We start from the raw sequence: 18005 nt of genomic DNA, 5'->3' as shown, positions 1-18005 counted from the left end.
GGTTTGGGTTTTGGGTGTGGGGGGGGGGATTGGCGGCGGGTGGGGGCCACCCGCCCGCTCACCCGGCCCCCCCGAACGTGTGGGCGCGCCCTTGGCCCGCGAACGGGCCGCAAAGCGGCCCTCATTCACAGACTACGCGCGCCGAAGGTATCGCAGCGGTTCACATCGCCACTGGAGAACCCGGCCTTGAACCAGCGCACGCGCTGTTGGGAGGTGCCGTGGGTGAAGGAGTCCGGCACTACGCGGCCCTGGCCCTGCTGCTGCAGGCGGTCGTCGCCGATGGCGTTGGCGGCGTTGAGGGCTTCTTCCACATCGCCCGGCTCCAGCCAGTTCAGGCGCTTCTGCGCCTGGTAGGCCCATACGCCCGCCAGGCAGTCGGCTTGCAGCTCCTGGCGCACCAGCAGGCCGTTGTCGCCTTCCATGCGCTGGCCGCTGCGCCGTGCGGCGTCGACCTTGGCCGAGACGCCGAGCAGGGTCTGCACGTGGTGGCCGATCTCGTGGGCGATCACATAGGCCTGGGCGAAGTCGCCGGCGGCGGCGAAGCGGGTTTCCATTTCGCGGAAGAAGGTCATGTCCAGGTATACCCGTTGGTCGGCCGGGCAGTAGAAGGGGCCCACCGCCGAGGAGGCGAAGCCGCAGGCGGAGTTCACCTGGCCGCTGAACAGCACCAGCTTGGGGTCGCGGTACTGCTTGCCGCCCTGGGCGAACAAGGCCTTCCAGGTATCCTCGGTATCGCCGAGGATCGAGGCGACGAATTCGGCCTGTTCGTCGTTGGCGGGCGGGGCCTTGCTGCCCACGCTGGTTGGCGCCTGTTGCTGTTGTTGTTCCATCTGCCCGGCGAGCTGGCCGAGGATCTGCAACGGGTCCTGCCCGGTGATCCAGCCGATGCCGACGATCAGCAGGATGGCGCCGAGCCCCAGGCCCTTGCCACCACCGAAGCGCATGCCGCCAGGGCCACCACCGCCGCCTCGGGCATCGACCACATTGTCGCTACGTCGGCCTTTTCGCCATTCCATGTACTGTTCTCCGAGGGCTTGTAACGTGAGGAGCAAGAGTAGCCAGTGCCGCGGCAACTGTCAGGCGGCTTGGGGCCGCTTTACGGCCCTTTCGCGGCACAAGGCCGCTCCGCAGGGGCCAGGTTCAACGCCGAACCAGCAGGACGCCGCTTTCCATGTGATGGGTATACGGGAACTGGTCGAACAACGCGCACCGCTCGATGCGATGGGTGTCGTGCAACTGGGCGATGTTCGCCGCCAGCGTCTCGGGGTTGCACGAAATGTACAGGATCCGCTCGAACCTGCGGGTCAGCTCGCAGGTGTCCGGGTCCATCCCGGCACGTGGCGGGTCGACGAACACCGTGCCGAAGTCGTAGCTTTTCAGGTCGATCCCTTCCAGGCGGCGGAACGGGCGCACTTCGTTCAGCGCCTGGGTCAGCTCTTCGGCCGACAGGCGCACCAGGCGTACGTTGCCCACGCCGTTCTCGTCGAGGTTGCTCAGCGCGGCATTGACCGAGGTCTTGCTGATTTCGGTCGCCAGCACTTGGCGTACCCGGGTGGCCAGGGGCAGGGTGAAATTGCCGTTGCCGCAGTACAGCTCCAGCAGGTCATCGTCGCGCTGGCCGATGGCATCGAACGCCCAGGTCAGCATCTTCTGGTTCACCGCACCGTTGGGCTGGGTGAATGCGCCCTCGGGTTGGCGGTAGCTGAACACACGGCCTGCGACGTCGAGCTTCTCCACTGCATAGTCACGGCCGATCACCAGGCGCTTGCCCTTGGAGCGGCCGATCAGGCTCACGCCCAGGTCGGAGGCCAGCTGGCGTGCGGCCGCTTCCCAGGCGTCGTCCAGCGGGCGGTGGTAGCACAGGGTGACCATGGCATCGCCGGCCAGGGTGGTGAGGAACTCTACCTGGAAGAGGCGGTTGCTCAGTGCTTCGCTGGCCTGCCAGGCGGCCTTCAGGCGGGGCATCAGCGCGTTGATGCGCTGGCTGGCAATGGGGAAGTCGTCGATCAGGATCGCCTTGTGCTTCTCGCCCGGGGCGAACATCGCGTAGTGGCGCTGGCCATCCTCACGCCACAGGCGGAATTCGGCGCGCAGGCGATAATGCTCGCGGGGGGAGTCGAACACCGCCGGCTCTGGCGCGCCGAAGGGCGCCAGGAATTCGCGCAGGCGCTCGACCTTGGCTTCGAGCTGCGGGGTGTAGGCGGAAGGGTCGAAGACAGCACTCATGCGTTGAACCAGCCCAGCTTGATGACGAACAGGATGGAAAGGATCACCAGCGCCGGGTTCAGGTCGCCGCGGCGGCCGGAAATCAGCTTGATGGCGGTCCAGGTGATGAAGCCGAAGGCGATACCGTTGGCGATCGAATAGGTCAGCGGCATGGCCAGGGCGGTGACCACCACCGGCGCGGCCTCGGTGACGTCGTCCCAGTTTATTTCCGCCAGGCCCGAGGCCATCAGCACCGCGACGAACAGCAGCGCCGGGGCGGTGGCGAAGGCCGGCACGCTACCGGCCAATGGGGCGAAGAACAGCGCCAGCAGGAACAGGACCGCCACCACGATGGCGGTCAGGCCTGTGCGGCCGCCGGCGCTCACGCCTGCGGCGGATTCGATGTAGCTGGTGGTGGTGGACGTGCCCAGCAGCGAGCCGGCCATGGCTGCGGTGCTGTCGGCGATCAGGGCACGGCCCATCTTCGGCATGTGGCCGTCCTTGCCCATCAGGCCGGCGCGCTTGGCTACGCCGATCAGGGTGCCGGAATTGTCGAACAGGTCGACGAACAGGAAGGCGAAGATCACGCTGATCAGGCCTACGTCCAGGGCGCCGGCGATGTCCAGTTGCAGGAAGGTCGGGGCCAGCGACGGTGGCATCGACACCACCCCGGCGAATGGCGTGACGCCCATCAGGATCGACGCCAGGGTCACGGCGAGGATACCGATCAGCACGGCGCCACGAACCTTCATCGCTTCCAGGGCCACGATCAGGAAGAAGCCCAGGGTGGCGAGGATCGGCGCCGGTTGCTTGAGGTCGCCCAGGCCCACCAGGGTGGCCGGGTTGTCGACGACGATGCCGGCGTTATGCAGGGCGATCAGTGCCAGGAACAGGCCGATACCCGCGGCGATGGCCGAGCGCAGCGGCAGGGGGATGCTGTTCACGATCCATTCGCGGATACGGAAGATCGACAACAGGAAGAACAGCACTGCCGAAAGGAAGACCGCGCCCAGGGCCACCTGCCAGGTGTGGCCCATGTGCAGCACCACGGTGTAGGTGAAGAAGGCGTTCAGGCCCATGCCCGGCGCCAGGGCGATCGGGTAGTTGGCGATCACGCCCATGGTCACCGAGCCGATGGCCGCGGCCAGGCAGGTGGCGACGAAGATCGCGCCTTTGTCCATGCCAGTCTCGCCGAGGATGCTCGGGTTGACGAACAGGATGTAGGCCATGGCCAGGAAGGTGGTGACGCCCGCGAGAATCTCGGTGCGCACGTTGGTGTTGTGTGCTCTTAGTTGAAACAGCCTGTCCAGCATGCCCGCTCCCCAAGGCGCCCCCGGCGCCGTGAATGTATCGACCCCAATCAGCAAAGCACAGACCGTACCGGTTGCCGTGGTTTTCTGCGGGGCGGAAAAAAGCCGCGCATCATACCAGCATGGATGGCGAGGGCCTATGGCTACGGGACAGGGCGGGATATGCGGTTGTCTGTGCGGCTCAATCGCGGGCTTGCCCCGCGATTGCGTCGGTATGGTCAGCCGCCGTGCAGCCGGTCGCGCTGGGCCAAGGTCGGGAACAGCCTCATCCACGCCCCGGTCACCACCAGCGTACCCACTCCCCCCAGCACCACCGCCGGCACCGTGCCGAACCAGTGCGCCGTCAACCCCGATTCGAACTCGCCCAACTGGTTGGAGGCGCCGATGAACAAGCCGTTCACCGCGCTGACCCGACCACGCATCTCGTCCGGCGTCTCCAGCTGTACGAAGGCACCGCGGATGACCATGCTGATCATGTCCGCCGCACCCAGCACCACCAGCACCGCCAACGAGAACCAGAACGAAGTGGACAGGCCGAAGGCGATGGTCGCCACGCCGAACACGCCGACGGCGGTGAACATGGTCAGGCCGACCTTGCGCTCCACCGGGAAACGCGCCAGCCATAGCGACATCAGCAGCGCGCCCACCGCCGGTGCAGAGCGCAACAGGCCCAGGCCCCAGGCGCCGGTGAGCAGGATGTCCTTGGCGAATACCGGTAGCAACGCAGTGGCACCACCCAACAGTACAGCGAACAAGTCCAGGGATATCGCTCCGAAGATGTCCGGGCGGCTGCGGATGAAGCGGATCCCGGCCAGCAACGACTCCAGGCTGGCGCGCCCGCGCTGGGCCACCTGCTGGCGGACATCGAGGCTCAGGGTGAGCAGACAAGCAATCACGTACAGCGCCACGGTCGGGCCATACACCCAGATACTGCCGAAGGCATAGAGCAAGCCGCCCACCGCCGGAGCGACGATGGTCGCCGCCTGGGTAGCCGAGGCCGAGGCTGCCACTGCCCGCGGGAACAACCCGGTCGGCACCACGTTGGGCAGCAGCGCCTGGGTGGCCGGCATCTCGAAGGACCGTGTGGCACCGAGCAGGAAGGCGAGGGCGAAGATCAGCTCGCGGCTGACGTTATCGGTGGCGCTGCCCACTGCCAGGGCCAGGGCGATCAGCGCTTGCAGGCTCTGGCACAAGGCGGCCACGCGGCGCCGGTCATAGCGGTCGGCGACGTGGCCGGTGTGCAACATGAACAGCACGCGCGGGGCGAATTCCACGAGCCCCACCAGGCCCAGGTCCAGCACGTTGCCGGTCAGCTGGTAGAGGTGCCAGCCGATGGCTACCGTGAGCATCTGGAAGCCACTGGCGGTGAACACCCGGGCCAGCCAGAAGGCCAGGAAAGGGCGGTGGTGGCGCAGCAGCTGCACAGCGGAATCGGACATCGGTAGGCCTTGACTTCGGCGTGATAGAAGGGTTGCAGGGTATCACCTGTTTGTAACAAATGGTTGCTGTTTGCCGGGTTCGGCACTTTTTCACCGCGCCCTGCAAGGCGGTGGGACAACTGGTCACGCGGCAATCAACCACACGGCTCGCCTGGCCATTCGGGTCTATGCTTCCCAACATTCGTTGACCTGGGTCAATCGTTCCAGGTGCAACGATCCGGCCGTTGGCCGCAATCCCTGCGATCGAACAGAACAATTCCAAAACGCCGCACTCGATAACCGTGGGGGCAGTGGGCGTCAGGGCCACGAGCCCGGACGCTGGATTACCTGAAGAGGAAGCACTATGTTCGGTTTAGAGGCCTTGGAGCTCGCCCGAATCCAGTTTGCGTTTACCGTGTCCTTTCACATCCTGTTCCCGGCCATCACCATTGGCCTGGCGAGCTACCTGGCAGTCCTCGAAGGCCTCTGGCTGAGGACCCACAACAACGTCTACCGTGACCTCTACCATTTCTGGTCGAAGATCTTCGCCGTCAACTTCGGCATGGGCGTGGTCTCGGGCCTGGTCATGGCCTACCAGTTCGGCACCAACTGGAGCCGCTTTTCCGACTTTGCAGGTGCCATCACCGGCCCCTTGCTGACGTATGAAGTCCTCACCGCCTTCTTCCTCGAAGCCGGTTTCCTGGGCGTGATGCTGTTCGGCTGGAACCGCGTGGGCCGAGGGCTGCATTTCTTCGCCACGGTGATGGTGGCGCTCGGCACCTTGGTCTCGACCTTCTGGATCCTGGCGTCGAACAGCTGGATGCAGACCCCTCAGGGCCACGAGATCATCGATGGTCGGGTGGTACCGGTGGACTGGCTGGCGGTGATCTTCAACCCGTCCTTCCCCTTCCGCCTGATGCACATGGCCACCGCCGCGTTCGTGTCCACGGCCTTCTTCGTCGGTGCTTCGGCGGCCTGGCACCTGCTGCGCGGACGTGATAACCCGGCGGTGCGCAAGATGCTGTCCATGGCGATGTGGATGGCCCTGATCGTGGCGCCGATCCAGGCGGTGATCGGCGACTTCCATGGCCTGAACACCCTCAAGCACCAGCCGGTGAAGATCGCGGCCATCGAAGGGCACTGGGAGAACAAGCCCGGTGAATCGACCCCGTTGATCCTGTTCGGCCTCCCCGACATGGACGCCGAGACCACCCGCTTCAAGATCGAGATCCCGGCGCTGGGCAGCCTGATCCTCACCCACAGCCTCGACAAGCAGGTACCGGCGATGAAGGAGTTCCCGCCAGAGGATCGCCCCAACTCGACCATCGTGTTCTGGTCGTTCCGGGTCATGGTCGGCCTGGGCCTGCTGATGATCGCCGCCGGCTTCTGGAGTCTGTGGCTGCGCAAGCGCGGCACCTTATACAGTTCGCGGCCGTTCCTGCACTTCGTGCTGTGGATGGGCCCTTCGGGCTTGATCGCCCTGCTGGCCGGCTGGTTCACCACCGAGATCGGGCGCCAGCCGTGGGTGGTCTACGGCCTGATGCGCACCGCCGATGGTGTCTCCAACCACAGCTACGGCCAGCTCGGCCTGACCTTGGTGATGTTCGTGGTGGTCTACTTCGCCCTGTTCGGTACGGGCCTTGGCTACATGATGCGCCTGGTGCGCAAGGGGCCGAAGACCGGCGAGGGCGACGAGCCCAACCCTGGCGGGCCTGGCCAGAAACGTACGCCGGCGCGGCCGTTGTCCGCCGCCGATGAAGGCCATGAGGCCGACTCTGCCAGCTTGAGCAAGGGGAACTGAGCCATGGGTATCGACCTTCCGTTGATCTGGGCCGTGATCATCATCTTCGGCGTCATGATGTACGTGGTGATGGACGGCTTCGACTTGGGCATCGGCATGCTCTTCCCCTTCGTCAAGGGCGAGCGTGACCGTGATGTGATGATGAACACTGTCGCCCCCGTGTGGGACGGCAACGAGACCTGGCTGGTGCTGGGCGGGGCCGGGCTGTTCGGCGCCTTCCCGATGGCCTATTCGGTGGTCCTCGAGGCGTTGTACCTGCCGTTGATCCTGATGCTGGTGGGGCTGATCTTCCGCGGCGTGGCCTTCGAGTTCCGCTTCAAGGCCACGGCCGAGAAGCGTCATATCTGGGACAAGGCGTTCATCTGGGGCTCGCTGGTGGCGACCTTCTTCCAAGGCGTGGCCCTGGGCGCCTTCATCGAGGGCTTCAAGGTGGTGGACCGGCACTATGCCGGCGGCACCCTGGACTGGCTGACGCCCTTCAGCCTGTTCTGCGGCGTGGGCCTGATCGTTGCCTACACCCTGTTGGGCTGCACCTGGCTGATCATGAAGACCGAAGGGCCGTTGCAACAGCAGATGCACGACCTGGGCAAGCCTCTGGCGCTGGTGCTGCTGGCGGTCATCGGCATCGTCAGCCTGTGGACGCCGCTGGCCTACCCGCAGATCGCCGACCGTTGGTTCAGCATGCCGAACCTGATCTGGTTCATGCCGGTGCCGATCCTGGTGTTGGTGACCTTCTACGGGTTGCTGCGGGCGGTGGCACGCAATGCACACTACACGCCGTTCCTGCTGACGCTGGTATTGATCTTCCTGGGCTACAGCGGCCTCGGGATCAGCCTATGGCCGAACATCATCCCGCCATCGATCTCCATCTGGGACGCTGCGGCACCACCGCAGAGCCAGGGCTTCATGCTGGTGGGGACGTTGTTCATCCTGCCGTTCATCCTCGGGTACACCTTCTGGAGCTACTACGTGTTCCGTGGCAAGGTCACCCATGAGCACGGCTATCACTAGGGAGGCCCGGTGATGATGGTTGAAGAGAAGAAACCGCTCTGGCAGCGCCTGGGCTGGCTGGTGCTGATCTGGGCGGGGAGTGTGGCAGCACTGGGCATCGTGGCCTGGCTGATGCGGATGTTCATGAGTGCGGCGGGGTTGAGCACCCACTGAGTCATCGGGGCCGCTTTGCGGCCCTTTCGCGGCACACGCCCGCGCCCCCGCGCCTCCTGTGGGAGGGGCCGTGTGCCGCGAAAGGGCTGCAAAGCAGCCCCAAAAAAAATTACTTGCGGGCCTTGAGGATCACGAACTTCGGTGTCGCCGCCACCTGCTCCACACCCCGGAACAACCGCCCCAGCTTGCTGTGATAGCCCAGGTGGCGGTTGCCTACGATATAAAGCGCCCCACCCACCACCAGTGCTTCGCGGGCCTGCTGGAACATGCGCCAGGCGAGGAAGTCCCCTACCACCTGCTGCTGGTGGAACGGCGGGTTGCAGAGCACCACGTCCAGCGACTGTTTTTCCTGCCCGGCCAGACCATCGGCAGGGTGGATCTCCACGTCTCGATCCCCGAGCGCGGCGCGCCAGTTCTCCTGGGCCGACTGCACCGCCATGTACGACTCGTCCACCAGGGTGTAGTGCGCATCGGGGTTGGCCAGGGCGCTGGCGATCGCCAGCACGCCATTGCCGCAGCCAAGGTCGGCCACGCGTGCCTGGCCCAGGTCGCGGGGCAGGTGGGGCAGGAAGGCACGGGTGCCGATGTCCAGCCCTTCGCGGCAGAACACGTTGGCATGGTTGACCAGCTCCAGGGGCGGCGTGTCCAGGCGATAGCGGCTGGGGTAGGGCGAGCGCGCGGCAGGGCGTTCGGTGACGGTCGCGGTGAGCAGGCGCGCCTTCTTCTGCGCCAGCGAAGCCTGCACCGGGCCGATGTACTTCTCCATCAGGTCGCCTGCGGCACGGGGCAGGTGCTTGATCATGGCGCCGGCGATCACTTGGGCGCCTGGGGCCAGGTGGCCTTGCAGACGGATCAGTTGCTCCTCGAGCAGGGCCAGGGTCTTTGGTACGCGTACCAGCACGCGGTCGAATGCCCCCTGCCAGGCCTCGCTGGCCGGCACGAAGGGTACGGCGTCGAACGGCTTGCCGTTGCGTACGAGGTTCTTTTGCAGCGCCAGATGGCCCAGGTGCGAGTCGCCGCTGCTGGTCACCGCTACGTGGCCGACCAGGCTGGCGGCCAGGGCACCGAAGCTGTCGTTGAGCACCAGCACCCGGCAATCGGCGGCAGGCGCCTGGCTGGCCAGGTGCGCCAGCAGGTACTCGTCGGCTGCGTCGAAGGCTTGCAGGGGATCGTTGGCCTGGTCCGGCTGGCGGATCAGGTCAAGTTCGGCGAAGGGGCTGGTCAGCAGGGGCATGGCGTAGGGCTCGGTGCGGATCTGCTCGGCGCGGACCACGACGAGCTTCAGGGGCGCGATTCTACAGGGCTTTACCGCCGACTTGTACGACGAGGCCCTACAAACCGTCGGTGTTCATCCCTGACGCTTTGCGCGACACTGGGCGCACCTGCACGATGGAGTCCGTCATGACCGCCAGCGCCGACAAGTTCACCCGCCAGACCCTGCTCGACGTCCAGCCGTTGACCCCCAGCCTGTTCACCTTGCGTGTCACCCGCGACGCAGGGTTTCGCTTTCGCGCCGGGCAGTTTGCCCGCCTGGGCGTGACCAAGGCCGATGGCAGCGTGGTATGGCGGGCCTATTCGATGGTCAGTGCCCCCCATGACGAGTTTCTCGACTTCTTCTCCATCGTCGTGCCGGGCGGTGAGTTCACCAGCGAGCTGAGCCGCCTGGGCGAGGGCGACAGCCTGCTGATCGACCGCCAGGCCTTCGGTTACCTGACCCTTGACCGCTTCGTCGGTGGCCGCGACCTGTGGCTGCTGGCCACCGGTACCGGCATCGCGCCGTTCATGTCGATCCTGCAAGACTTCGAGGCCTGGGAGCGGTTCGACAACATCAAGCTGGTGTACTCGGTGCGCGAAGCGAAGGAGCTGGCCTACCTGGACCTGATCGCAGGGCTCGAGCAGCGCGACTACCTGGCGGAGTTCGCGGGCAAGCTGCAGTTCATCCCGGTGGTCACCCGCGAGCAGCACCCGGGGGCATTGAACGCGCGGATCACCACGTTGATCGAAAACGGCGAGCTGGAAAGGGCGGCGGGGCTGGCGCTGTCGCCGGAGCATTCGCGGATCATGCTGTGCGGCAACCCGGACATGATCGACGACACGCGCAAGGTGCTGAAGGCGCGCGACCTGCAGTTGAGCCTGAGCAAGCGGCCGGGGCAGGTGGCGGTGGAGAACTACTGGTAACGCGGTGCTGGATTCATCGCGGGACAAGCCCGCTCCTACAAAGGTTGCACGATTCCTGTAGGAGCGGGCTTGTCCCGCGATAGGGCTGCGAAGCAGCCCCCACAGGCTTACTGCCGGTTCTGCGCCTTGAGCAAGTCGCGAATCTCTGTCAGCAGGGTTTCCTCGGCGCTCGGTACGGGCGGGGCGCTCGGGGCCACGGCTTCCTCGCGCTTGAGGCGGTTGATCGCCTTCACACCCATGAAGATGGCGAAGGCCACGATCAGGAAGTCGATCACGGTCTGGATGAATTTGCCATAGGCCAGCACCACCGCAGGCACATCACCCTCGGCTGCCTTGAGCGTGATCGCCAGGTCGCTGAAGTCCACACCACCGATCAACAAGCCCAGCGGAGGCATGATCACGTCACCCACGAAGGACGATACGATCTTGCCGAAGGCCGCGCCGATGATGATACCGACTGCCATGTCGACGACATTTCCCTTGACCGCGAAGGCCTTGAATTCACTGAGCATTCCCATGGTTTATTCCTTGTAACAAATGGAGAGGTATTCGCAGTTTAAGCCAGCAATTCGCTTCATGCGTTGCGGTGCGGCTACAGACTACGTTTAGTGCGAATAGTTTTGTCGTCTCAAGACGCGTTCGAGACACGTCCGGCTCGGCTATCATGGCGATTTTTCCAGGAGACTGAGCCCATGGCCAAGGCCAAGCGCTTGTATGGCTGCACCGAGTGCGGCGCGACCTTCCCCAAATGGGCCGGCCAATGCGGCGAATGCGGGGCCTGGAACACCCTGGTCGAGACCATGATCGAAAGCGGCGGTGCCGCGGCACCTGCCGGGCGCACCGGTTGGGCCGGGCAGCAGGCACAGATCAAGACCTTGGCCGAGGTCAGTGTCGAGGAGATCCCGCGCTTCACCACCAGCAGTGCTGAGCTGGACCGTGTGCTCGGCGGCGGGCTGGTGGACGGATCGGTGGTACTGATCGGTGGTGACCCGGGTATCGGCAAGTCGACCATCCTGCTGCAGACGCTGTGCAACATCGCCACGCGGATGCCGGCTCTATATGTCACCGGTGAGGAGTCCCAGCAGCAGGTGGCCATGCGCTCTCGCCGCCTGGGCCTGCCCCAGGACCAGCTCAAGGTCATGACCGAGACCTGCATCGAGTCGATCATCGCCACCGCGCGACAGGAAAAACCGCGGGTCATGGTCATCGACTCGATCCAGACCATCTTCACCGAACAACTGCAGTCGGCCCCTGGCGGCGTGGCCCAGGTGCGCGAGAGCACGGCCTTGCTGGTGCGCTATGCCAAGCAGAGCGGCACGGCGATCTTCCTGGTCGGCCATGTGACCAAGGAAGGCTCCCTGGCCGGCCCGCGCGTGCTCGAGCACATGGTCGATACGGTGCTGTACTTCGAAGGGGAATCGGATGGGCGCCTGCGCCTGTTGCGAGCGGTGAAGAATCGCTTTGGCGCGGTCAACGAGCTGGGCGTGTTCGGCATGACCGACCGAGGCTTGAAGGAGGTATCCAACCCGTCGGCGATCTTCCTCAACCGCACCCAGGAAGAAGTCCCCGGTAGCGTGGTCATGGCCACCTGGGAGGGCACCCGGCCGATGCTGGTGGAAGTGCAGGCGCTGGTGGACGACAGCCACCTGGCCAACCCTCGGCGTGTGACCCTGGGCTTGGACCAGAACCGCCTGGCCATGTTGCTGGCGGTCCTGCACCGCCATGGTGGTATTCCCACCCATGACCAGGACGTGTTCCTCAACGTGGTGGGTGGGGTGAAGGTGCTGGAGACCGCTTCGGACCTGGCCTTGCTGGCCGCGGTAATGTCCAGCCTGCGCAATCGCCCGCTGGCCCATGGGCTGCTGGTGTTCGGTGAGATCGGCCTGTCGGGCGAGGTGCGCCCGGTGCCCAGTGGCCAGGAGCGCCTGAAGGAAGCCGCCAAGCATGGCTTCAAACGGGCCATCGTGCCCAAGGGCAACGCACCCAAGGAGGCCCCGGCGGGGTTGCAGGTCATTGCCGTGACGCGCTTGGAGCAGGCGCTGGATGTATTGTTCGAATAGGACGCGCCGTTGCTGGGGCTGCCTTGCAGCCCTTTCGCCCCCATTTATAAAGAAAAAGGGGAGCCGACGATGCGCATCGGCTCCCCTCGATCCCCAGCGGGTGATCAGTGCTCGGCTAACGCCTTGCGCCGTGGCGCTTCGTTGCCGTGCTCGTCGAGTTCCATCACCGGTACTTCGTTGCCATCGGCATCGAAAAGCTTGCCATCCTTGAAGTAATCACCATCGCGCAGGCACGAGATGTCCGAATACTGGATGGTGCGCTCGTAGCCGGCGGCGAATACCGATTGCTGGTCCGAGTTGCCGGTCTTGAAGTGGTTGAAGATCAGGTTCAGCAGGATCGCCATGATCGCCGCGGAGCTGATGCCCGAGTGGAAGATGGTTTCGAACCAGCTCGGGAAGTGGTGGTAGAAGGTCGGTGCGGCGATCGGGATCATGCCGAAGCCCAGGGAGGCGGCGACGATGATCAGGTTGACGTTGTTCTTGTAGTTGACCGTCGCCAGGGTGCGGATGCCACTGGCCGCCACGGTGCCGAACAATACGATGCCCGCACCACCCAGTACCGGGGTCGGTACCGCGGCAATCACCCGGCCCATGATCGGCAGCAGGCCCAGTACCACCAGGATCACGCCGCCTGTGGCCACCACGTAGCGGCTTTTCACACCGGTCACGGCCACCAGGCCCACGTTCTGGGCGAAGGCACTCTGGGTGAAGGAGCCGAAGATCGGTGCCAGGATGCTCGAGGCCATATCGGCGCGCAGGCCGTTGCCCAGGCGCTTGGAGTCGACCTTGGTGTCGATGATCTCACCTACGGCGAGGATGTCCGCCGAGGTTTCCACCAGGGTCACCATGATCACGATGCACATCGACAGGATCGCGGCGATGTGGAAGGTCGGCATGCCGAAGTGGAAGGGGGTGGGGAAGGCGAAGACCGGGCCTTCGGTGACCTTGCTGAAGTCGGTCATGCCCAGGGCCCAGGCGATCAGGGTCCCGATCACCATGGCCAGGAGGATCGACAGGCGCGAGATGGTCGCGCTGCCCAGTTTGCTCAGCAACAGAACGATGGCGAAGGTCAGCGCCGCCAGGCCGATGTTGGCCACGCTGCCGAACTCCGGCGATGCGCTATTGCCGCCCATGACCCAGCGCGCGGCGACCGGCATGAGCGTCAGGCCGATGGTGGTGATGACGATACCGGTCACCAGCGGCGGGAAGAACTTGGTGATGCGCGAGAACACCGGGGTGATCAGGAAGCCGATGAGCGAGGCCGCCATGACCGCACCGAGTACACCTGGCAGGCCACCGCCATCCTGGCTGCTGAGGATCGCGCCCATGGTCGCCACGCCTGCGAACGAAACCCCTTGAACCAGCGGCAGCTGGCAGCCGAAGAACGGCAGGCCCAGAGTCTGCAGCAAGGTTGCCAGGCCACCGGCGAACAACGAGGCGGCGATCAGAATGCCGATTTCGGCCGGGGCCAGGCCGGCAGCCTGACCCAGGATCAGGGGTACGGCGACGATGCCCCCATACATGGTCAATACATGTTGCAGACCATAAGCCAAGTTGGCACCAAGCCCGAGATTTTCATCTTCGGGACGCTTGGTGGGAGACGTGCTAGGGGACGTAGTCATGGAGCAGGCTCACTTGTTTATTGTTGTGCCGCTACTGTAGACAATTCCTACAAACAAATACTACAGGAATTGTATACAAGATTTTGATCGGAGCACCAACCGGGGTAACCGCCGGGCGCGGTTCAAGTGAATGCAGAATGCGTTCCAAGGTGGCAAAGGCGGTACTAGAGGGGTGTGTACAACCCACTATACCCAGCGCAGAAAGCTGTCTGGGTAGACAGGAAACACTTGGGGGTTAGAACGTTAGCAAGCTAAGAGATATCAATATTCGATGAGTTCGCGCAGTTCACGCATCATTTCAGTGCTGTCGGCCACGTTCAGCTCAACAAGACGGTGCAAATGGCTCATCGAATCGATATCGATGTAGAGGCAGACGAAGCCCAGCCGCGTAGGTTCTTCGTGGCGCAGCTCCACTTGCATGCGCACTTGGGTGTCCGTGTCGAGGTGGACGATGGCATCGAAATCCTGGGTGAGGTCGGCGTCCCATGGGGAGGGGCGCTCGATCAGCAGGCCCTTGAGCGACAGGTCCAGGAGCTTGACCGGCCATCGCTTGAGGCCTTGGCGCAGCTCGGTGGGCGCATCGAAGTCGATGCGCAGGAAACGGCGGCGTTCATCATGTTCGCTCATGGGGCGGCCCTCCTGAGGGTACTTCCTGACTATAGTTGATGGTGTGTGTCGTTCAGGTACCGCAATCAGGCCGCGAAGGCTCTAGACCAAAGCAAGTATGGCAATGCGCGATGAGTGGCCCTAGACTCGATGGGCGGTCTTTTCCAATCCACCAGCTGGAAGCAAACCATGAACAACAATAATAGCCTGCTACGCCACATTCCGTGGCTGGCGCTGGCAGTCATAGGCGCCTGTGCGCTGGGCGTGGTCGCCCTGCGTCGCGGCGAGGCGATCAACGCCTTGTGGATCGTGGTCGCGGCAGTGGCCCTCTACCTGGTCGCCTATCGCTACTACAGCCTGTTCATCGCCACCAAGGTGATGCAGCTCGATCCTCGTCGGGCCACCCCGGCGGTACTCAACAACGATGGCCTGGACTACGTCCCGACCAACAAACACATTCTGTTCGGCCATCACTTCGCCGCCATTGCCGGCGCCGGCCCCCTGGTGGGCCCGGTGCTCGCGGCGCAGATGGGCTACCTGCCCGGCACGCTCTGGCTCATCGCCGGCGTGGTCCTGGCCGGTGCGGTGCAGGACTTCATGGTCCTGTTCCTCTCCACCCGTCGCAACGGCCGGTCCCTGGGGGACATGGTCCGCGAGGAGATGGGCCGTATTCCGGGCACCATCGCCCTGTTCGGCTGCTTCCTGATCATGATCATCATCCTCGCGGTGCTGGCGCTGATCGTGGTCAAGGCACTGGCCGAGAGCCCATGGGGCATGTTCACGGTGATGGCAACCATCCCGATCGCGATGTTCATGGGTGTCTACATGCGCTACATCCGCCCGGGCCGCATCGGCGAGATCTCGGTCATCGGCGTGGTCCTGCTGCTGCTGTCGATCTGGCTGGGGGGCCAGGTGGCGGCAGATCCCACCTGGGGCCCGGCGTTCACCTTCACCGGCGTGCAGATCACCTGGATGCTGGTGGGCTATGGTTTCGTCGCCGCTGTACTGCCGGTATGGCTGGTACTGGCGCCGCGTGACTACCTGTCGACCTTCCTCAAGATCGGCACCATCGTGGGCTTGGCCATCGGTATCCTGATCATCGCACCTGAGCTGAAGATGCCGGCCCTGACCCAGTTCACCGACGGTACCGGCCCGGTGTGGAAGGGCACCTTGTTCCCGTTCTTGTTCATCACCATCGCCTGTGGTGCGGTGTCCGGCTTCCACGCGCTGATCTCCTCGGGGACCACGCCCAAGCTGCTGGACAACGAGGTCAACGCCCGCTACATCGGCTACGGCGGCATGCTGATGGAGTCGTTCGTCGCCATCATGGCCATGGTCGCTGCCTCGGTCATCGAGCCGGGCGTGTACTTCGCCATGAACAGCCCGGCCGCGGTGGTCGGCGCCGATGTTGCGTCGGTGGCCCAGACCGTCAGCAGTTGGGGCTTCATGATCACCCCCGAACAGCTCGAGGCGACCGCCCGCGACATCGGCGAGCACACTGTGCTGGCCCGTGCCGGTGGCGCACCGACCCTGGCGGTGGGGATCGCACAGATCCTTCACCAGGTGCTGCCGGGTGAGAACACCATGGCGTTCTGGTACCACTTCGCGATCCTGTTCGAAGCGCTGTTCATCCTCACCGCGGTGGACGCCGGTACCCGTGCCGGTCGCTTCATGCTGCAGGATCTGCTGGGCAGCTTCGTCCCGGCGCTCAAGCGTACCGACTCGTGGGGCGCCAACCTGATCGGCACCGCCGGTTGCGTGGCGCTGTGGGGCTACCTGCTGTACCAAGGTGTAATCGACCCGCTGGGCGGCATCAATACCCTGTGGCCGCTGTTCGGTATCTCCAACCAGATGCTGGCCGGTATCGCCCTGATGCTCGGCACCGTGGTGCTGATCAAGATGAAGCGCCAGCAGTACGTCTGGGTCACCTTGCTGCCGGCTGTCTGGCTGTTGATCTGCACCACCGCTGCGGGCCTGATCAAGCTGTTCGACCCGAACCCGGCCGTGGGCTTCCTGGCCCTAGCCAACAAGTACAGCGTGGCCCTGGACGCAGGCCAGGTGCTGGCACCGGCCAAGAACATCGACCAGATGCAACACGTGATCTACAACGCGTACACCAACGCGGGCCTGACCGTGCTGTTCCTGTTGGTGGTGTTCAGCGTGCTGTTCTTCGCCATCAAGGTCGGCATCGCCGCCCTGGGGCGCAAGGAACGCAGCGACAAGGAAACCCCGTTCCAGGCGCTGCCTGACGCGTGACACAAGAGGAAAGCCGTGATGTTCAACGACCTAGGGCGACTGGGTAAGTACTTGGGGCAGGCCGCCCGGCTGATGGTCGGCATGCCCGACTACGACAACTATGTCGAGCACATGCAGACCAAGCATCCGGACAAGCCGGTGATGAGCTACGAGGCGTTCTTCCGGGAACGCCAGGAAGCGCGTTACGGTGGCAAGTCCGGGCCCAAGTGTTGTTGAACCTGAGGTTGTAGGAGCGGCCTTTGTGCCGCGAAAGGGGGCGCGCAGCGCCCCTTGTCTTCAGCATCATCGCCACTGTCCCTGGGGCCGCTTTGCGGCCCTTTCGCGGCACAAGGCCGCTCCTACAGGGATGCGGCCTTTTCTTTTATCCACTGCACAGGAGACGTACTGCGTGCAGACGCCTATTCCCGTAACCGTACTCACAGGCTTTCTCGGTGCTGGCAAGACCACATTGCTCAAGCACATGCTTAAGGCCGAACACGGCCTGAAGATTGCCGTGATCGAAAACGAGTTCAGCGAAGCCGGTATCGACAGCCAGCTGCTGGGTGACGAGCCGGTGCAGGTCATGACCCTGGCCAATGGCTGCGTGTGCTGCACCATCCACACCGACCTGACCAAGGCCTTGTACCTGCTGCTCGAGCGCCTGGATGCCGGCGAGATCGCCTTCGACCGCCTGGTGATCGAATGCACGGGCCTGGCCGATCCTGCGCCTGTGGCGCAAACCTTCTTCATCGACGAAGACCTGCGTGAACGCTACCTCCTCGACGGCATCATCACCCTGGTGGACGCCGCCCATGCCGACGTGCACCTCGCCCAGGCCATCGCCCAGGCCCAGGTGGGGTTCGCCGACCGCCTGCTGCTGAGCAAGACCGACCTGGTCGAGCCCGCAACGGTCGAGGCCTTGCAGGCGCGTTTGGCGCGCATCAATGGCCGCGCTGCGATCCGTGTGGTCGAGCACGGCCGTATCGAGCTGGCCGAATTGCTCGACGTGCGTGGCTTCAACCTCAATACTGACTTGGGCGCCAACCTCAAGCCGGCCTTGCGCCCGGTGCTCAAGCACACGGACCGCATCTCGACGTTGGTGCTGCGCACCGATACCCCGCTGGACATCGATCGGCTCAGCGACTTCATGAACGAGTTGCTGGAAAATCATGGCAAACAGTTGCTGCGCTACAAAGGCGTGCTGAACATCGCCGGTGAGGATCGCCGCCTGGTGTTCCAGGGCGTGCTCAAGCTGTATGGCTTCGACTGGGATGCCGAGTGGGGGGAAGGGGAAGCACGGGAGAGCGTGATGGTGTTCATCGCCGACGAATTGCCGGAAGAGAAGATCCGGGCGGGGTTCGAGGCGCTGGGTTAAGGTTTGAAAACGATTGGGGCCGCAAAGCGGC

16 protein-coding genes are annotated in these 18005 nt (G+C 64.3%); 8 read left to right on the top strand and 8 right to left on the bottom strand.

What is annotated here, in order from left to right:
- Positions 1-125: 125 nt before the first annotated feature.
- From ACNFCI_RS22230 to ACNFCI_RS22215, 4 genes are all read right to left on the bottom strand, one after another.
- Positions 126-1016 (bottom strand): neutral zinc metallopeptidase, encoded by an 891-nt coding sequence (locus tag ACNFCI_RS22230; RefSeq protein WP_084858461.1) that lies wholly within the window; start codon positions 1014-1016, stop codon positions 126-128.
- Positions 1017-1140: 124 nt separating this feature from the next.
- Positions 1141-2226 carry a tRNA (uridine(54)-C5)-methyltransferase TrmA gene (trmA, locus tag ACNFCI_RS22225; protein ID WP_368830034.1) on the bottom strand — a complete coding sequence of 362 codons (1086 nt, stop codon included), beginning with the start codon at positions 2224-2226 and terminating at the stop codon, positions 1141-1143.
- Positions 2223-3518 (bottom strand): NCS2 family permease, encoded by a 1296-nt coding sequence (locus ACNFCI_RS22220; RefSeq protein ID WP_084858459.1) that lies wholly within the window; start codon positions 3516-3518, stop codon positions 2223-2225. Before ACNFCI_RS22220 ends, trmA begins: the two co-directional genes overlap by 4 nt.
- Positions 3519-3733: 215 nt before the next feature.
- A complete protein-coding gene (locus ACNFCI_RS22215) occupies positions 3734-4954 on the bottom strand; it encodes an MFS transporter (protein WP_324818499.1) in 1221 nt (406 codons plus the stop codon).
- Between the two features lie 343 nt (positions 4955-5297).
- On the opposite strand from ACNFCI_RS22215, the gene ACNFCI_RS22210 reads away from it, so the two are divergent.
- Genes ACNFCI_RS22210 through ACNFCI_RS22200 form a run of 3 tightly spaced genes read left to right on the top strand, consistent with a single transcriptional unit; the run spans position 5298 to position 7898 of the window.
- A complete protein-coding gene (locus ACNFCI_RS22210; protein WP_324818496.1) occupies positions 5298-6734 on the top strand; it encodes a cytochrome ubiquinol oxidase subunit I in 1437 nt (478 codons plus the stop codon).
- 3 nt (positions 6735-6737) lie between these two features.
- A complete protein-coding gene (gene cydB / locus ACNFCI_RS22205) occupies positions 6738-7745 on the top strand; it encodes a cytochrome d ubiquinol oxidase subunit II (RefSeq protein ID WP_084858456.1) in 1008 nt (335 codons plus the stop codon).
- Positions 7746-7757: 12 nt separating this feature from the next.
- Positions 7758-7898, top strand: coding sequence for a DUF2474 domain-containing protein (locus ACNFCI_RS22200; protein ID WP_084858455.1), 141 nt, complete (start codon positions 7758-7760; stop codon positions 7896-7898).
- A gap of 109 nt (positions 7899-8007) precedes the next feature.
- Here ACNFCI_RS22200 and ACNFCI_RS22195 read toward each other — a convergent pair whose 3' ends face one another.
- Positions 8008-9132: a methyltransferase gene (locus tag ACNFCI_RS22195; protein WP_368830042.1), complete on the bottom strand. Its 1125-nt coding sequence runs from the start codon at positions 9130-9132 to the stop codon at positions 8008-8010.
- A gap of 167 nt (positions 9133-9299) precedes the next feature.
- Between ACNFCI_RS22195 and ACNFCI_RS22190 the strand changes: the two genes are divergently transcribed.
- Entirely contained in the window at positions 9300-10076 is a 777-nt protein-coding gene (locus tag ACNFCI_RS22190) for a ferredoxin--NADP reductase (protein WP_084858454.1), read from the top strand.
- Between the two features lie 107 nt (positions 10077-10183).
- On the opposite strand, the gene mscL is transcribed toward ACNFCI_RS22190, so the two are convergent.
- Positions 10184-10594: a large-conductance mechanosensitive channel protein MscL gene (mscL, locus tag ACNFCI_RS22185; protein ID WP_084858453.1), complete on the bottom strand. Its 411-nt coding sequence runs from the start codon at positions 10592-10594 to the stop codon at positions 10184-10186.
- A 174-nt stretch (positions 10595-10768) separates the two neighbouring features.
- On the opposite strand from mscL, the gene radA reads away from it, so the two are divergent.
- Entirely contained in the window at positions 10769-12136 is a 1368-nt protein-coding gene (radA, locus tag ACNFCI_RS22180; protein ID WP_084858452.1) for a DNA repair protein RadA, read from the top strand.
- 104 nt (positions 12137-12240) lie between these two features.
- Here radA and ACNFCI_RS22175 read toward each other — a convergent pair whose 3' ends face one another.
- Together ACNFCI_RS22175 and ACNFCI_RS22170 are read right to left on the bottom strand one after the other, a co-directional pair.
- Positions 12241-13758 (bottom strand): nucleobase:cation symporter-2 family protein, encoded by a 1518-nt coding sequence (locus ACNFCI_RS22175; RefSeq protein ID WP_084858451.1) that lies wholly within the window; start codon positions 13756-13758, stop codon positions 12241-12243.
- 261 nt (positions 13759-14019) lie between these two features.
- Positions 14020-14385 carry a PilZ domain-containing protein gene (locus ACNFCI_RS22170; RefSeq protein ID WP_084858450.1) on the bottom strand — a complete coding sequence of 122 codons (366 nt, stop codon included), beginning with the start codon at positions 14383-14385 and terminating at the stop codon, positions 14020-14022.
- A gap of 168 nt (positions 14386-14553) precedes the next feature.
- On the opposite strand from ACNFCI_RS22170, the gene ACNFCI_RS22165 reads away from it, so the two are divergent.
- The 3 genes from ACNFCI_RS22165 (at position 14554) to yjiA (ending at position 17974) form a co-directional block, all read left to right on the top strand.
- The gene (locus tag ACNFCI_RS22165; protein WP_084858449.1) at positions 14554-16620 is read left to right on the top strand and encodes a carbon starvation CstA family protein; all 2067 of its coding nucleotides are present in this window, start codon (positions 14554-14556) and stop codon (positions 16618-16620) included.
- Positions 16621-16638: 18 nt separating this feature from the next.
- Complete coding sequence (locus ACNFCI_RS22160) at positions 16639-16836, top strand: YbdD/YjiX family protein (RefSeq protein WP_008094130.1); 198 nt, start codon at positions 16639-16641, stop codon at positions 16834-16836.
- A gap of 172 nt (positions 16837-17008) precedes the next feature.
- The gene (yjiA, locus tag ACNFCI_RS22155) at positions 17009-17974 is read left to right on the top strand and encodes a GTPase (protein ID WP_224456955.1); all 966 of its coding nucleotides are present in this window, start codon (positions 17009-17011) and stop codon (positions 17972-17974) included.
- The last annotated feature ends 31 nt before the right edge of the window (positions 17975-18005 follow it).

Source organism: Pseudomonas sp. NY15356, from assembly GCF_048068175.1.
Lineage (GTDB): Bacteria > Pseudomonadota > Gammaproteobacteria > Pseudomonadales > Pseudomonadaceae > Aquipseudomonas > Aquipseudomonas putida_K.
The sequence above is the reverse complement of the archived record's forward strand: the minus strand, read 5'-3'. Positions and strand labels throughout refer to the sequence as shown.

Bases quoted from the DNA above. Each gene is read 5' to 3' on its own strand.
- mscL (WP_084858453.1), bottom strand. From the start codon at position 10,594: ATGGGAATGCTCAGTGAATTCAAGGCCTTCGCGGTCAAGGGAAATGTC.
- ACNFCI_RS22210 (WP_324818496.1), top strand. From the start codon at position 5,298: ATGTTCGGTTTAGAGGCCTTGGAGCTCGCCCGAATCCAGTTTGCGTTT.
- radA (WP_084858452.1), top strand. From the start codon at position 10,769: ATGGCCAAGGCCAAGCGCTTGTATGGCTGCACCGAGTGCGGCGCGACC.
- ACNFCI_RS22160 (WP_008094130.1), top strand. From the start codon at position 16,639: ATGTTCAACGACCTAGGGCGACTGGGTAAGTACTTGGGGCAGGCCGCC.
- ACNFCI_RS22200 (WP_084858455.1), top strand. From the start codon at position 7,758: ATGATGGTTGAAGAGAAGAAACCGCTCTGGCAGCGCCTGGGCTGGCTG.
- ACNFCI_RS22190 (WP_084858454.1), top strand. From the start codon at position 9,300: ATGACCGCCAGCGCCGACAAGTTCACCCGCCAGACCCTGCTCGACGTC.
- ACNFCI_RS22220 (WP_084858459.1), bottom strand. From the start codon at position 3,518: ATGCTGGACAGGCTGTTTCAACTAAGAGCACACAACACCAACGTGCGC.
- ACNFCI_RS22195 (WP_368830042.1), bottom strand. From the start codon at position 9,132: ATGCCCCTGCTGACCAGCCCCTTCGCCGAACTTGACCTGATCCGCCAG.
- ACNFCI_RS22175 (WP_084858451.1), bottom strand. From the start codon at position 13,758: ATGACTACGTCCCCTAGCACGTCTCCCACCAAGCGTCCCGAAGATGAA.
- cydB (WP_084858456.1), top strand. From the start codon at position 6,738: ATGGGTATCGACCTTCCGTTGATCTGGGCCGTGATCATCATCTTCGGC.
- ACNFCI_RS22230 (WP_084858461.1), bottom strand. From the start codon at position 1,016: ATGGAATGGCGAAAAGGCCGACGTAGCGACAATGTGGTCGATGCCCGA.
- ACNFCI_RS22165 (WP_084858449.1), top strand. From the start codon at position 14,554: ATGAACAACAATAATAGCCTGCTACGCCACATTCCGTGGCTGGCGCTG.
- trmA (WP_368830034.1), bottom strand. From the start codon at position 2,226: ATGAGTGCTGTCTTCGACCCTTCCGCCTACACCCCGCAGCTCGAAGCC.
- ACNFCI_RS22170 (WP_084858450.1), bottom strand. From the start codon at position 14,385: ATGAGCGAACATGATGAACGCCGCCGTTTCCTGCGCATCGACTTCGAT.
- ACNFCI_RS22215 (WP_324818499.1), bottom strand. From the start codon at position 4,954: ATGTCCGATTCCGCTGTGCAGCTGCTGCGCCACCACCGCCCTTTCCTG.